Raw genomic sequence first — 14,541 nt, 5'->3', positions numbered from 1 at the left:
GGACACCGAGGGCCGGGGCGAGACGCCCCGGCGGGAAGGCGGAGAGTGAGGCGGGCCCGGTGCTCACTCGCCCGACGGGACTTGCGGGCTGCTGGGCGCCGCCGGGCTGGACGAGCCGCCGGTCGGAGCCGACGGGGCGCCGCTCGGAACGGTCGGGAAACCGGCCGGTCCGGTCGGCGTGCCGGCCGGAACGCTCGGCGAGCCACTCGGCGCGGCCGGAACGCCGCTCGGTGCGGTCGGAGCGCCAGTCGACGGGGCGGGCGCTGCCGCACCATCGGCGGGCGCGCTCGGCGCCGTGTCACCCGACGATTCGCGCAGCGAATCGAGAATGCCCTCGCCGGTGCCGCGCGACGCGTCGTCGCCGAGCGGGGTCGAGGCCGCAGGCGCATCGACCCCGCCGCGATCGAGAATCGACGGCGCGCCCTGCTGCGACTTCGCGAGCAAGCCCAGCGCAAGCGAGGTTGCGAAGAATGCTGCGGCCAGGATCGTCGTCATCCGGGTCAACAGGTTCGCACTGCCGCGGGCGGAGAACATCGCGCCGCCACCACCGCCGCCTCCAATGCCAAGCGCCCCGCCTTCGGAGCGCTGGAGGAGGATCACCGCGATCATTGCGATCACGATCATCAGGTGGATGACGATGATAACTGTTGTCATTGCAGAGGGCCTACTCGGGTCGGTACGACGGGACATCTAGCGATCCCGGGCGCCGATGTCACCGTCCACGCATCGCCTTTCCGCCATGCGGCGGCAAAGACACACTGGGTGCGACGCCAAACCGACCGTTCTTTGCTAGGAATAGACGCCTAGCGCCGCGTACGAGGTTGATGTTCGCATGTGCCATTACTGCAGTGTGATCGCCGGTGGCAACTACCGGCTGAACGGGATGACGAAGATCGGAGCCCCGGTCATCGTCACCTATGAGTTCGCCCCGATGCGCGACCTGCCGTTCGATCAGCTCCCTGCAAACAATATGTTGAAGACTGCCGTTCGCCTCGCTGTGCCGCATATTGAGAGCGTCGCGGGAATCGCGCTCGTCGAGGTCGGAGCGAAGGCCGACGCGATGGTGTCGATCAGCTACAACACCGAAGCGGACGGCGTCTCATGGGCACATTATCCCTATAGCTCGGCGCGATATCCGAATTCCTATGGCGAGCTGACGATGAACGATTCGTTCGAGAGCTTCGCCAAAGGCACGTACGGCTACGAGATTTTGTTGCATGAGTTCGGCCACGCGCTCGGCCTCAAGCACCCGTTCGATGATTCGCCCAACCTTCCCCTCCGGCTCGACAACACCAACAACACCCTGATGAGTTACAATGACGCGGACGGGGCGAAGTCCGCGTTTCAGCGCTTCGACAAGCAAGCCCTCAAGGCCCTCTACGGCCCACCTGGCGCGTTCGACGGCGTCTCTGTCGACTTCCTCGCGAAATCGAACACGCTGAAGGTCGTCGGCTCGACGGGCGTCGATACGCTGATCGGCGTCAACGATGACAGCGTCCTCCTCGGCCGTGCGGGAAACGACAGGCTGTTCGGCCGGGAGGGGGCCGACCGTCTCACCGGCGGGGCCGACAATGATCTCCTCTATGGGTTTCATGGGCGCGACACGCTCTTCGGCAATGGCGGCGATGACCGCCTCCGCGCCGGGCTCGACGATGATCGCGCCTTTGGCGGCCACGGCACCGACCGCCTCTTCGGCGAACCGGGCGACGACTATCTCCATGGCGGCTCGGGCGAAGACATCCTCTTCGGCGGCGCGGGCGACGACACGCTCGAAGGCGGCGGCGGGAACGACCGCCTGATCGGCCATCGGGGCGCCGACATCTTCGTCGTCGGCGGCGACAAGGGCACCGAGATCCTCTCCGATTTCCACCCGGGCCAGGGCGACCAGATCGACATTCGCGCCCTCGACATGAGCGCCGCCGAGGCGCTCCAGCGCTTGACCCCGACCGGCGACAACATGGTCCTCGACACCGGGCCCGGCCTCGTGGTGATCGCGGGAGCGGCCTCGATCGCCTTCGATCAGGCCGATTTCATCGCCTGACCGGCGAAACGGCGAACGGAACGGCGCCAAGGGGCGACCAGGGCCCGCCTCGATAATGCCAGAGCTGCAATCCCTCCGCGCGCGCCGTGAAGGGCTCGAATGTTGCGCAGAGGCGCGCATGGGTCTCGCGTGCGATCTCCGGCGTCACCTTGTTCTGTATTGTGACGTGCGGTCGAAACCGCTCCCGGTCCTGCGGCGTCAGGACGGGGTGAAAGGCCTCGGCGAGCCGGCCGCGCAGTCCGACGAGATCGGGTGAGGCGATCCGGTAGGCGACGCCGCGGCCGAGGCGCATCAGTCCCTCGACGGCAAGCGGGAAGGGGGCGCGTTGCGCCGCCCTGCCAATCATGTCCATGACGCGCGTCTCTTCGCTGCCGGGCAAAGCGTGAAAGAGCGTGAGATGCGCACCGACACGATTGATCGCCGGCGGGAAATGAGCGCGCCGCTCGGCCTCGAACCGAGCCGCGGTCGCCGCGTCCAACTGCAACGTCACGATGATCGGCGCCGGCTCCCGAATCGCATTCATTTCGTGGCCCGAATTGGCGGATCGAGGTGCGGCCGGCGGCGGCGCGGACAGGACTGCCATGCGCGGGGCGGGGAAGGGTAGCCGCGCGGCGGGCGTTCAAATCCGGCGAAAAACGGCGTCATGCGTTCGCTCGGGACTGGCAAGCGTGGATGGACGCTTGACATGGGGCGCGCAGGATGCCCCATGCCCTCGGTTCCTCCCCCGCTTCTGAAGAGATGCACCATGCACCGCTATCGCTCCCATACCTGTGCCGACCTTCGCGCCGACGATGCGGGCTCGAATGTCCGCGTCTCCGGTTGGGTGCACCGGGTGCGCGATCATGGCGGCCTCCTGTTCATCGACGTGCGTGACCATTATGGCATCACCCAGGTGGTCGCCGATCCCGATTCCCCCGCCTTCAAGATCGCCGAGACGGTGCGCGCGGAATGGGTGGTGCGGATCGACGGCGAGGTCAAGCTGCGCGACGGCGCGCAGATCAACGACCGCCTGCCCACCGGCAAGATCGAGGTGTTTGCCCGCGAGATCGAGGTCCTGTCGAAGGCGCCCGAGCTACCGCTGCCGATCTTCGGCGAGCCCGATTATCCGGAAGAGACGCGCCTCAAATACCGCTTTCTCGATCTGCGCCGCGAGACGCTCCACAAGGACATCGTCAAGCGCAGCCAGATCATCGCCTCGATCCGCCGGCGGATGACCGAGGCGGGCTTCATGGAGTTCCAGACGCCCATCCTGACGGCCTCGTCGCCGGAAGGGGCGCGCGACTTCCTCGTGCCCTCGCGCCTTCATCCGGGCAAGTTCTACGCGTTGCCGCAGGCCCCGCAGCAGTTCAAGCAGCTCGTGATGATCGCGGGCTTCGACCGCTATTTCCAGATCGCCCCCTGCTTCCGCGACGAGGACGCCCGCGCCGACCGTTCGCCGGGCGAATTCTACCAGCTCGACATCGAGATGAGCTTCGTCGAGCAGGAGGACGTGTTCAACGCGGTCGAGCCGGTCCTGCGCGATCTCTTCAAGGAGTTCGCCGAGGACAAGCCCGTCACGGAGGTCTTCCCGCGCATTCCCTATCGCGAGGCGCTCGCGAAATATGGCTCCGACAAGCCCGATCTGCGCAACCCGATCGAGATGGCCGATGTGACGGCGCACTTCGCCGGCTCCGGCTTCAAGGTCTTCGCCTCGATGATCGAGTCCGATCCGCGCGTGCGGGTGTGGGCGATCCCGGCCAAGACCGGCGGCAGCCGTGCGTTCTGCGACCGGATGAACAACTGGGCGCAAAGCGAGGGGCAGAAGGGGCTCGGGTATATCTTCTGGCGCGAGGGCGAGGCGGAAGGCGCCGGCCCGGTCGCCAAGAATATCGGCCCGGAGCGGACCGAGGCGATGCGCAATCAGCTCGGCCTCGAGGCGGGTGACGCGGTCTTCTTCGTTGCCGGCAACCCCGAGCACTTCATGCGGTTCGCCGGCGAGGCGCGCAACAAGATCGGCGACGAGCTGGGCCTTTCGCAGAAGGATCAATTCGCGTTCTGCTGGATCGTCGATTTCCCGATGTTCGAGCGCAACGAGGAGACCGGCGAGATCGATTTCTCGCACAACCCCTTCTCGATGCCGCAAGGCGGCCTCGAGGCGCTGAACGAGAAGGATCCGCTGACGATCGACGCCTTCCAGTACGATATCGTCTGCAACGGTATCGAACTCTCCTCCGGCGCGATCCGGAACCATAAGGTGGAGATCATGCGCCGCGCGTTCGAGATCGCGGGCTATGACGAGGCGGTGCTGCAGGAAAAGTTCGGCGGCATGCTGTCCGCGCTTCAGTATGGCGCGCCGCCGCATGGTGGCATCGCGCCGGGTGTCGATCGGATCGTAATGCTGCTCTGCGGCAAGGAGAACCTGCGCGACGTGACGCTGTTCCCGATGAACCAGCGTGCCGAGGATCTCATGATGGGCGCTCCGTCGACGGTGACGGCGGCCCAGCTTCGCGAACTGCACCTTCGCCTCAACCTGCCGGACTGAGACGGCGAACCGGGCGGCCTTTGCGGGCCGCCCGGCATGCGTTGCGGGGCCTTGAATGGCGAAGCGACGCCATTCCGCTCAACCGCCGGACCGGATGGACCGCCGGACGGCTGGCCAGCGTATCGATCGTAGCGTCCGAACCCGGCATCCCGGCCATATGGCGTGGGACCGGGCCGCCCCCGCCGGTCCGTGACCGGCGCGACAGGCAAGGGTCTCGCCGGTATTCGCCCGATCAGGCGGCTCTCACTTTGCCGAGGAACATCGTCACCTCGTCGGTCAACTGGTCCGAGCTGCGCGACAGCGTCCCGGCGGCGTCGAGGAGCTGGTTCGCGGCATCGCCCGTTTGCCGGGCGCCTTCGCTCACCTGAACCACATTGGTGCACACCGCTTCGGTGCCGCCCGCCGCTTGGGTGACATTGCGGGCGATTTCCGAAGTCGCCGCGCTCTGCTCCTCGACGGCGGCGGAAATCGCGGTCGTGATCTCGTTGATGGAATCGATCGTCGCGCCGATGCTCTCGATCGCGCCGACCGCGTTGTTGGTCGCCCCCTGCATCGTCTCGATCTGGCTCGCGATCTCTTCCGTCGCTTTGCCTGTCCGCTCGGCGAGGCTCTTCACCTCCGAGGCGACGACCGCGAACCCCTTGCCGGCATCGCCCGCTCTCGCCGCCTCGATCGTCGCGTTGAGGGCGAGGAGGTTGGTCTGCTCGGCAATATCGGCGATGAGGCTGATCACTTCGCCGATCCGCTCGGATGCCGTTGCGAGCCCCTTGATCGTGCCGTTGGTGCGCTGCGCCTCGTCCACCGCGCTGCGAACGATGCCCGATGCGCGGTTCACCTGATGGGAAATCTCCTGGAGGGATGAATTCATCTCCTCCGTCGCGGTCGCCACCGTCTGTACGTTGGAGGAGGTCTGTTCGGCGGCGGTCGTCGACACCTCGGCCCTCTGGCTCGTGGTCTGCGAGATCGTCATCATCTCGTTGGCGGTGGTGTTGAGCTGGGTCGCGGCCGACGCCACCGTCTGGAGCGAATCCGACACCGTCGCCTCGAAGCTCGACAAGAGCTCCTCCATCTGGGCAAGGCGTTTTTGGCGCTTGGCTTCCTCTTCCTGCTGTGCCGCCTCGAGCGACTTGCGGGCGACGGCGTTCTCCTTGAAGATTTGCACGGCCCGCGCCATGGCGCCGATCTCGTCGCCGCGATTGCGTCCATGGACCTCGACGGTCATGTCGTCGTCGGCAAGCTTCGTCATCGTGTCGGTCATCGAGGTGATCGACTTTCCGACAGCGCGGTCGAAGAAGATCGACACGGTGATATAGACGACGACCACCAAGGCGAGGGATGTAATCACGACGATGCGGGACAGGGTGTAGGTTTGGTCCCCGTCCGCGTTTGCGGCGGCGCTTTCTTGCTGAAATTCGGTGATGAGATCGACCATCATCTGCGAGAATTCGTCGAACAGTGCCGTCGAATCGAGGAACATGGCGAGCGCGGAATCGTTCTCGTTGCGCCGGGAGGTTTCGACCATGGCGCTGCTTCGTTTCACGTAATCATTCCATCCGGCGATGACGCGATCGAGGCGGGCGCGCTGTTCGCCCGTGAGGTCCTGCCGGGCGAGGCCGCCGAGCCGATCGTCGACGCGCTTGCCGAGCTCGGCCATGCTGCTTTCGACTGCCGCCATCTGGCTTCGGCTCGTGGAAAGGACATGCGTTGCCTGTGCGATCCGGTAATCCGACGTCGCCGTATTGGCCACGTTGAGGCTTTCGACACGCGGGGCGATCACATCGGAAATTAACGTGGACTTCGCGTTGATCACGCTCATCCGATCGACGGAGAAGACTCCGAGGGACACGGTGAGGACGGCGAGGATCAACATGATCACGCGGAGCTTGGTGCGGAGACTGATGTCGTTCATGTGGCGGCCTTTGGTCGACGGAATGAAACTGCGGCGCCGGCGACTGTGACGCCCCTGCATGGTCGCAACGTTTCTGATGGCCTGCCGCGCTGGGGCGGGGCTTGCCATGCCGACGATCGGATCGGTTCGGCCGCGTTCGAGGTGCGTTCACCTTCGCCCGCTATGGTCCTTCAAAATCGCTTCTGAGTGGAGGATGTCATCGTGAAGACCACCACATGGGCCGCAATCGCGTTGCTGGCCGCCGCATTGCCGAGCTTCGCCTACGCCGACGGCTTCGTGCGCGGCGGCACGGCCTATGGCGGCGCGCCGTCCAAGATCCTGCTCGCCCAGGCCGGCCGGCAGGATACCGTCGACAAGCTGTTGCAGCAGCGTGACCGCAACAAGGATCTCGCCGAATCCCTTCGCCGCTCGCAGGAGGCGCGCGACCGCCAGACCCAGCACATCGCCAACCTCGAGGCGCAGGTCGACCGGCTCGCCGGGGTGATCAAGGTGCGCGATCAGCGCGTCTCGGAGCTCTCGAACATCGAAAAACAGCTCCGCCGCACCGTCGCGGTCCGTGACGAGCATGTCGCCGACCTCTCCCAGAGCGTCGACCAGCTCCGCTCCACGCTCGCCCGTCGCGACAAGCAGCTCGCCGATCTCGAAGCCGTCGTCTTCGCGCAGGAGCGGGACATCACGCGCCTCCAGGAGCAGGTCGACAACCGCTCATCGCGCCTTGAGGATAATCGCGCCCGCGCCCAGCGCCGCGGCGACCGTCTCGACGAGCTGCGCACCCTGATCGATCGGCGCGACGCCCGCATCGCCGATCTCCAGCAGCAGGTCGAACGCCTCCAGGCGCGCCTCGCCCGCCTTCAGTGACGAAAAAGCCCCGCCGGCGGGACCGGCGGGGCTCTGATGACCGAAACGACGCCGCCGCGTTCCCACGCGGCGGCGTTTTTCGTCAGCTACATCCGCTCGTCGAACCGCAGGTGTCGCACTTGAGGCAAGTGCCGTTGCGCACCAGGGTGAAGTTGCCGCACTCGCCGCACGGATCCCCCTCGAAGCCCTTGAGGCGGGCGAGCATCGAGCGCTCGGCCGCGGTTTCCCGCGGGCCAGTCGGCGCCATGGCGGGTTCCTCCACCGCGGCGGTTGCCTCGTCGGCAAGGCCGAGAAGGGCGGCGACCTCGGCCCGGATCTCATCGATCGGGGAGGCGGCCTCATACCCGCCGGAGCCACCGACGGTCTCGAGGCTCGTCGTCACCATCTCGGCCTCGGCGCGCGGCGCGGTCGCCCGGCTCGGGGCCGGCGCTTCGGCGAGCGCCTGCGCCTGGCCGCCATTCACCCGGCTGATCGCGTTCGCAATCACGTCGACCGCCTTCGCCTCGGGCGCATCGGCGCGGATGAGGCGGAAGCGCTGGCCGCGCACGAGGCCGTGGCTCACCATCTGCGGCGCCGGCTTATCGCCCGCGACGCCCCGGCCGACGCCCGTCGCCCCGGTATCGTCCGGCTGGACGTGGGCGAGATCGCTACGGTCGAGATAGGAGATCGCGAGCTCGCGGAAGATATAGTCGAGGATCGAGGTCGCGTTCTTGATCGCCTCGTTGCCCTGAACGAAGCCGGCCGGCTCGAAGCGGGTGAAGGTGAACGCGTCGACATATTCTTCGAGCGGCACGCCATACTGAAGGCCGAGCGAGATCGCGATGGCGAAGTTGTTCATCATCGCACGGAAGGCGGCGCCTTCCTTGTGCATGTCGATGAAGATCTCGCCGAGGCGACCGTCGTCGAACTCGCCGGTGCGCAGATACACCTTGTGGCCGCCGATGATGGCCTTCTGGGTGTAGCCCTTGCGGCGATCGGGCATCTGCTCACGCTGGCGGGAGATGACCTCGCGCTCCACCACCCGCTCGACGAGCCGTTCGGCCACCTGCGTCGCCCGCTTGGCGGCCGGCTCGGCGATCAGCTCCTCGATCTCGTCCTCGTCATCGGACAGGAGTTGCGCGGAGAGGGGCTGCGACAGCTTCGAGCCGTCGCGATAGAGCGCGTTCGCCTTGATCGCGAGCTTCCAGGACAGCTCATAAGCCGCCATGCAATCCTCGACAGTCGCGTCGTTCGGCATGTTGATCGTCTTCGAGATCGCGCCGGAGATGAACGGCTGCGCCGCCGCCATCATGCGGATATGGCTGTCGACCGAGAGGAAGCGCTTGCCGAGACGGCCGCAGGGATTGGCGCAGTCGAAGACGGGCAGGTGCTCGTCTTTGAGGTGCGGCGCACCCTCGAGCGTCATCGCGCCGGCGACGAAGATGTTCGCCTCGTCGATCTGCTCCTTGGAGAAGCCGAGCGCGCCGAGAACGTCAAACTTCGGATCGTTGAGCGCCGCCGCGTCGACCTTCAGAACGCTCGTCAGCACGTCCTCGCCGATGGTCCACTTGTTGAAGGCGAAGCGGATGTCGAAGGCGGAGGCGAGCGCCGCCTCGACCGACTCGATCGCCTTTGCCGTCAAGCCGCGCTCGGCGAGGCTCCTGGTGTTGATGTGCGGCGCGCCCTTCAGCGTGCCGTGGCCGACGGCGTAGCCGATGATCGCCTCGCGCTGCTCGGCGTCATAGCCGAGCTTGGTGAGGGCGGCCGGCACCGCGCGGTTGATGATCTTGAAGTAGCCGCCGCCGGCGAGCTTCTTGAACTTCACGAGGGCGAAGTCCGGCTCGATCCCGGTGGTGTCGCAGTCCATCACAAGGCCGATCGTGCCGGTGGGCGCGATCACCGTCGCCTGCGCGTTCCGGTAGCCGTATTTCTGGCCGAGATTGAGCGCGCGATCCCAGGCCGCGCCGGCATGGGCGACGAGACGGGGATCGGGGCAGGACGCCTTGTCGAGCGGGACGGGGCGGGTCGACAGACGCTCATAGCCGCCCGCCTCGCCATGGGCGGCGCGGCGATGGTTGCGGATGACCCGCAGCATCGATTCGGAATTCTCGTCATAGCGGGGGAAGGCGCCCAGATCGCGGGCCATCTCCGCCGAGGTCGCATAGGCGACACCCGTCATGATCGCGCTGATCGCGCCGCAGATCGCCCGGCCCTCGTCCGAATCGTAGGAAATGCCGGAGACCATCAGGAGCCCGCCAATATTGGCGAAGCCGAGGCCGAGCGTGCGGTAGTCATAAGAGCGCTCGGCGATCTCGGCCGACGGGAACTGCGCCATCATGACGGAGATTTCGAGAACCATCGTCCACAGCTTCACCGCATGCTCGAAGAGGTCGACCTCGAACGCGCCGTCGGCATCGCGGAACTGAAGAAGGTTCAGCGAGGCGAGATTGCACGCCGTGTCGTCGAGGAACATGTACTCCGAGCAGGGGTTCGACGCATTGATCGGACCGCCGGCGGGGCAGGTGTGCCAGTCATTGATGGTGGTGTGGAACTGGATGCCGGGGTCGGCCGAGGCCCACGCGGCATGACCGATCCGCTCCCACAGATCGCGCGCCTGGATCGTCTTGGCGACATTGCCGGTGATGCGCCAGGTGAGATCCCAGGGCTTGTCCTCGGCGACGGCGTTGAGGAAGTCGTCCGTCACCCGCACCGAGTTGTTGGAGTTCTGGCCGGAGACGGTGAGATAGGCTTCCGAATCCCAGTCGGTGTCGAAGGTCGGGAACTCGATCGTCGTATAACCCTGACGCGCGAACTGGACGACGCGGCGCACGTAATTCTCCGGCACCTGCGCCGATTTCGCCGCGCGGATCTCCCGCTTCAGCGCCGGGTTCTTCGCCGGGTCGAAGCAATCGTCGCCCGAGCCCTCGCAGTTCACGCACGCCTTCATGACGGCGGTGAGGTGCTTCCTGACGATCTTGGAGCCGGTGACGAGCGCGGCGACCTTCTGCTCCTCGCGGACCTTCCAGTCGACATATTCCTCGATGTCGGGGTGGTCGACATCGACGACGACCATCTTGGCCGCGCGGCGCGTGGTGCCGCCCGACTTGATGGCGCCCGCCGCGCGGTCGCCGATCTTGAGGAAGCTCATGAGGCCGGAGGACTTGCCGCCGCCCGACAGCCGCTCGCCCGCGCCGCGGATCGCCGAGAAGTTGGAGCCGGTGCCCGAGCCGTATTTGAAGAGCCGCGCCTCACGCACCCAAAGGTCCATGATGCCGCCTTCATTGACGAGATCGTCGGCGACGGACTGGATGAAGCAGGCGTGCGGCTGCGGATGCTCATAGGCCGAGTTGGAGCGCACGAGCTCGCCGCTGTCGGGGTCCACATAATAGTGGCCCTGGCTCGGCCCATCGATCCCATAGGCCCAATGAAGGCCGGTGTTGAACCATTGCGGGGAGTTCGGCGCCACCTTCTGGCTGGCGAGCATGAAGCGGATTTCGTCGAAGAAAGCGCGCGCGTCGTCCTCGGTGTCGAAATAGCGGCCCTTCCAACCCCAATAGGTCCAGGCGCCGGCGAGGCGGTCGAACACGGCGCGTGAATCGGTCTCGCCGACGATGCGGTCGTCGGCGGGGAGCGTGGCGAGCGCGCTCTCGTCCGGCGCGGAGCGACGCAGCCAGACGGGCACGCTTTCTTCCTCGACGGGCTTCAGCTTCGCCGGAACGCCCGCCTTGCGGAAATATTTCTGGGCGATGATGTCGGTCGCGACCTGGCTCCAGGACGCCGGCACCATCACATTGTCGAGGCGGAAGACGATCGACCCATCCGGATTGCGGATTTCCGAGACGGCCTTGCGAAATTCGATGCCGTCATATGGGGACTGACCGTCTGTCGTGTAGCGTCGTTCGATCCGCATCTTTCTTCCTTCGCTCAAGGTCCGCTTCGGACGCGTTGGAAGGTGCTCGGCTTGGGCTTCGGTTGGAAGCGGGGCAAGGCCAGCTTCCTGTGGACTGATTCGGGTTATCCCCTAAACTCCACACCGCTCCCACACACCATATATGGTGTACCCGCACCGCATTCCCAACTAAATGCCGTGGTAATCGTTAAAGAGACATTACCGCGGAATGCCCGAGGAACATGCACCGGAACCATTTCCGCAAGCGTGTTTGTACCTCTTTTGTTCTCATTCTGCAAATTCCGCTTGCACGCGTTTTCCAGGCAAAATTCATCAGCGAAGACAGAAATTTCCAGCCGCGGAATCGCGGTCAGCCGGCCGGTTTTTCAACGTAGCGGCGCGCTTCGGGAGGCGATCCGCTGCCGACGAAAACGGCGCCGCGCGAAGGATCGCACGGCGCCGCAAAAGTGTGCACAAAGGGTGGGCTTGGCGATGCCCGCGATGGGGTCAGGCGGCCTTCCCGCTTTTTTCCCCATCGAGAGCTGCGAGGATCGCCTTGCACGTCGCACCATATTTTGTGGTGTCGATGTTTGAACGGTCCACACCTTGAAGCGCGCCGAGCCGGGCTTGCCACTCGACCGTCGCCGTCGCCATCGGATTGGGAAGGCCGAGCTCCTCGACCGTGCGCGCCACCTCCTTCATCTCGGCCGCGCGGCGATTGCCGTGCACCAGCGCCCGCTCCAGTGCGAAGGCGCCGCGCTCGGTGAAGCCGAAGCCCGGAAAGGTGACGTCGAGCGAGGCGACGACGCGCTCGTCGACGCCGCTCTTGGTCGCCGACAACAAAAGCTCGGCAAACAGCGCCTCCATGCCCTTCATCATGATGGAGCGCACCATCTTGACGGTCGACGCGCTGCCGACCGGGCCTTCGACGATGCCGGCCTTCATCGCGAGGCGCTCGATCACCGCCATCGCCTCAGCCGTATGGGGGCCGGCGATGAGGAGGGGCACCTTATGGCGCTCGGGATAGATCGGCCCCATCACTGCGACGTCCACATAGCGGCAGCCGGCCGCCTCGATCACCTCGGCCGATTGGCGCTTGGTGCCGGGCGAACAGGAATTGCAGTCGAAGAAGAGGGCGCCTTTCTTCATATGCGGCACGGCGGCCTTCGCGGCGATCAAGGCCTGGTCGGCGGTGACGACGGAGACGACGAGATCGGCGTCGCTGACCGCCTCGGCGAGTTCGGTGGCGCGGGCGCCGCGCTCTTCGATCCGCGCGCGCATCGCGGCTGCGCTCGCCGGGTCGGCGAGTTTGATGTCGTAGGCGGCGAGCGTGTCATAAGCCGCCTTGTCCCATCCTTCGGCCAGCGCGCCGCCGGCTTCGCCAAATCCCAACAGGGCAATCTTGAGCGCGTCCATCGTCTCTCCTCTGATCCCCGCGCGAAACGCACCGCGGCGGACCCCCGCATGTTCCGCCCTTTCATGTCACCTGTGACCGGCATTTCGCAACACAGCCCCAGGTGGTGAGACGGCGACCGGAGAAGGCGCGGCGCACGGGCGCATATCCCGCGCCCGCGCCATGCATTCGCGACGCTGGCGAAAGGGCACGAGGACGGTTACATCACGCCCATGAACACACTCGCCACGATGCCCGCCGACGCCGGGCTGAAGCCCGAAATCGCGCGCCGGCGCACCTTTGCGATCATCTCGCACCCGGACGCCGGCAAGACGACGCTGACGGAGAAGCTCCTCCTGTTCGGCGGCGCGATCCACCTTGCCGGCGAGGTCGCAGCGCGTGGCGAGCGGCGGCGCACGCGTTCGGACTGGATGGACATCGAGAAGAAGCGCGGCATCTCCGTGTCGTCCTCGGTGATGATGTTCGAGCGCAACGGCAACGTCTTCAACCTCCTCGACACGCCGGGCCACGAGGACTTTTCCGAGGACACCTACCGGACGCTGACCGCGGTGGATTCGGCCGTCATGGTGGTCGACGCGGCGAAGGGCATCGAGGCGCAGACCTTGAAGCTCTTCGAGGTCTGCCGCCTGCGCGACATTCCAATCATCACCTACGTCAACAAGGTGGACCGGGAAGGCCGCGACCCGTTCGAGCTGCTCGACGAAATCGCCGACAAGCTCGCTTTGGAGCTTGCGCCGGTGACGTGGCCGGTCGGCATGGGCGGGCAGTTTCACGGCTGTTTCAATCTGACGACCAACGCCTTCCACCGCGTCAAGAAAGGCGGCGGCACCGGCTATGGCGACACGGTGCAACTCTCCGGCGTCGACGATCCCCGGCTCGACGAGGAGGTCGAGGCCTCCGTCCTCGAAGAGTTCCGGATGCAGGCCGAACTTGCGAGCGGCGCGCTGCCGGCCGTCGATATGGAAAGCTATCGCGAGGGGCACCTCTCGCCGGTCTTTTTCGGCTCGGCGCTGCGCGATTTTTGCGTCGCCGATCTCCTCGACGGGCTGTCGGCATGGGCCCCGCCGCCACGTCCGCAACCGGCGGGCGAGACGCGCGTCGATCCCAACACCGATGAGGTCAGCGCGCTGATCTTCAAGGTGCAGGCGAACATGGACCCCAACCACCGGGACCGGATCGCCTTTGCGCGGATCTGCTCGGGGCGCTTCTCGCGCGGGATGAAGCTCAACCAGGCCGGCGGCGGCAAGAGCCTTGCCGTGACCGCGCCGATCTTCTTCCTCGCCGAAGAGCGCGAGCTCGCCGAAGAGGCGTGGGCGGGCGACATCATCGGCATTCCGAACCACGGCACGCTGCGCGTCGGCGACACGCTCTCCGAAAAGGGGATGCTGCGCTATACGGGCCTGCCGCGCTTCGCGCCGGAAATCCTGCGCCGCGTGCGCCTCGGCGATCCGATGAAGACCAAGCAGATGCGCCGCGCGCTTCAGGATCTGTCGGAGGAGGGGCTCGCCCAGGTCTTCCGCACCCACCTCGGCGGCGATCATATCGTCGGCGTCGTCGGTTCGCTTCAGCTCGACGTGATGGCCTCGCGCGTGGCGGCGGAATACAAAGTCGCGATCGATTTCGAGCCCGCCCCCTACGCCACGGCCCGCTGGCTGGGCGGCGATCCGAAGGCGGTCAAGACCTTCGTCGACAGCAACAAGTCAACCGTCGCCGACGACGTGGACGGCGATCCGGTCTATCTCGCCCGCAACATGTGGGAGCTCAACTACGTCAAGGAGCGCAATCCGGATATCCGTTTTCTGGAAACGAAGGAGATGCGCTGATCCGCCCGCGGCCGGGATGGTTTTCATTCCGGCCGCGATGGGGCTCGCTCGGTGCTGTTCCCGCAGCCTGGCAATGGCGCGAACCCGGCCTTACATTCCCCTCATAG

General features: G+C 66.0%; 9 protein-coding genes. 4 read left to right on the top strand and 5 right to left on the bottom strand.

Annotated features, from left to right (window positions below):
• Nucleotides 1–63: 63 nt before the first annotated feature.
• Entirely contained in the window at nt 64–654 is a 591-nt protein-coding gene (gene secG, locus L1787_RS25930) for a preprotein translocase subunit SecG (RefSeq protein WP_235707295.1), read from the bottom strand.
• A 229-nt stretch (nt 655–883) separates the two neighbouring features.
• Here secG and L1787_RS04265 point away from each other — a divergent pair, with 229 nt between their 5' ends.
• Nucleotides 884–2,041 (top strand): reprolysin-like metallopeptidase, encoded by a 1,158-nt coding sequence (locus L1787_RS04265; protein WP_235707294.1) that lies wholly within the window; start codon nt 884–886, stop codon nt 2,039–2,041.
• Here L1787_RS04265 and L1787_RS04260 read toward each other — a convergent pair.
• Entirely contained in the window at nt 2,031–2,564 is a 534-nt protein-coding gene (locus tag L1787_RS04260; protein ID WP_255720235.1) for a 2'-5' RNA ligase family protein, read from the bottom strand. The two genes, L1787_RS04265 and L1787_RS04260, sit on opposite strands and share 11 nt — an antisense overlap.
• Nucleotides 2,565–2,786: 222 nt before the next feature.
• Here L1787_RS04260 and aspS point away from each other — a divergent pair, with 222 nt between their 5' ends.
• On the top strand, nt 2,787–4,562 hold the full coding sequence (gene aspS, locus L1787_RS04255) for an aspartate--tRNA ligase (RefSeq protein WP_235707293.1): 1,776 nt from the start codon (nt 2,787–2,789) through the stop codon (nt 4,560–4,562).
• Between the two features lie 232 nt (nt 4,563–4,794).
• Here the strand turns inward: aspS and L1787_RS04250 are convergent, their stop codons facing one another.
• Nucleotides 4,795–6,471 carry a methyl-accepting chemotaxis protein gene (locus L1787_RS04250; protein ID WP_235707292.1) on the bottom strand — a complete coding sequence of 559 codons (1,677 nt, stop codon included), beginning with the start codon at nt 6,469–6,471 and terminating at the stop codon, nt 4,795–4,797.
• A 201-nt stretch (nt 6,472–6,672) separates the two neighbouring features.
• On the opposite strand from L1787_RS04250, the gene L1787_RS04245 reads away from it, so the two are divergent.
• Nucleotides 6,673–7,329: a hypothetical protein gene (locus tag L1787_RS04245; RefSeq protein ID WP_235707291.1), complete on the top strand. Its 657-nt coding sequence runs from the start codon at nt 6,673–6,675 to the stop codon at nt 7,327–7,329.
• An 82-nt stretch (nt 7,330–7,411) separates the two neighbouring features.
• On the opposite strand, the gene L1787_RS04240 is transcribed toward L1787_RS04245, so the two are convergent.
• Nucleotides 7,412–11,218: a vitamin B12-dependent ribonucleotide reductase gene (locus L1787_RS04240; RefSeq protein WP_235707290.1), complete on the bottom strand. Its 3,807-nt coding sequence runs from the start codon at nt 11,216–11,218 to the stop codon at nt 7,412–7,414.
• Between the two features lie 486 nt (nt 11,219–11,704).
• A complete protein-coding gene (locus L1787_RS04235; protein ID WP_235707289.1) occupies nt 11,705–12,613 on the bottom strand; it encodes a DUF1932 domain-containing protein in 909 nt (302 codons plus the stop codon).
• 210 nt (nt 12,614–12,823) lie between these two features.
• On the opposite strand from L1787_RS04235, the gene L1787_RS04230 reads away from it, so the two are divergent.
• Nucleotides 12,824–14,434: a peptide chain release factor 3 gene (locus L1787_RS04230; protein ID WP_235707288.1), complete on the top strand. Its 1,611-nt coding sequence runs from the start codon at nt 12,824–12,826 to the stop codon at nt 14,432–14,434.
• Nucleotides 14,435–14,541 lie beyond the last annotated feature (107 nt).

This window comes from Acuticoccus kalidii (assembly GCF_021556395.1).
In the GTDB taxonomy this organism is placed as follows: Bacteria; Pseudomonadota; Alphaproteobacteria; order Rhizobiales; family Amorphaceae; genus Acuticoccus; species Acuticoccus kalidii.
Note: the sequence above shows the minus strand (reverse complement) of the source record. Positions and strands in the feature narration are given on the sequence as shown.

Coding starts and splice junctions, on each gene's coding strand:
- L1787_RS04260 (WP_255720235.1), bottom strand. CDS start 2,564: ATGAATGCGATTCGGGAGCCGGCGCCGATCATCGTGACGTTGCAGTTG.
- secG (WP_235707295.1), bottom strand. CDS start 654: ATGACAACAGTTATCATCGTCATCCACCTGATGATCGTGATCGCAATG.
- L1787_RS04240 (WP_235707290.1), bottom strand. CDS start 11,218: ATGCGGATCGAACGACGCTACACGACAGACGGTCAGTCCCCATATGAC.
- L1787_RS04230 (WP_235707288.1), top strand. CDS start 12,824: ATGAACACACTCGCCACGATGCCCGCCGACGCCGGGCTGAAGCCCGAA.
- L1787_RS04265 (WP_235707294.1), top strand. CDS start 884: ATGACGAAGATCGGAGCCCCGGTCATCGTCACCTATGAGTTCGCCCCG.
- L1787_RS04235 (WP_235707289.1), bottom strand. CDS start 12,613: ATGGACGCGCTCAAGATTGCCCTGTTGGGATTTGGCGAAGCCGGCGGC.
- L1787_RS04250 (WP_235707292.1), bottom strand. CDS start 6,471: ATGAACGACATCAGTCTCCGCACCAAGCTCCGCGTGATCATGTTGATC.
- aspS (WP_235707293.1), top strand. CDS start 2,787: ATGCACCGCTATCGCTCCCATACCTGTGCCGACCTTCGCGCCGACGAT.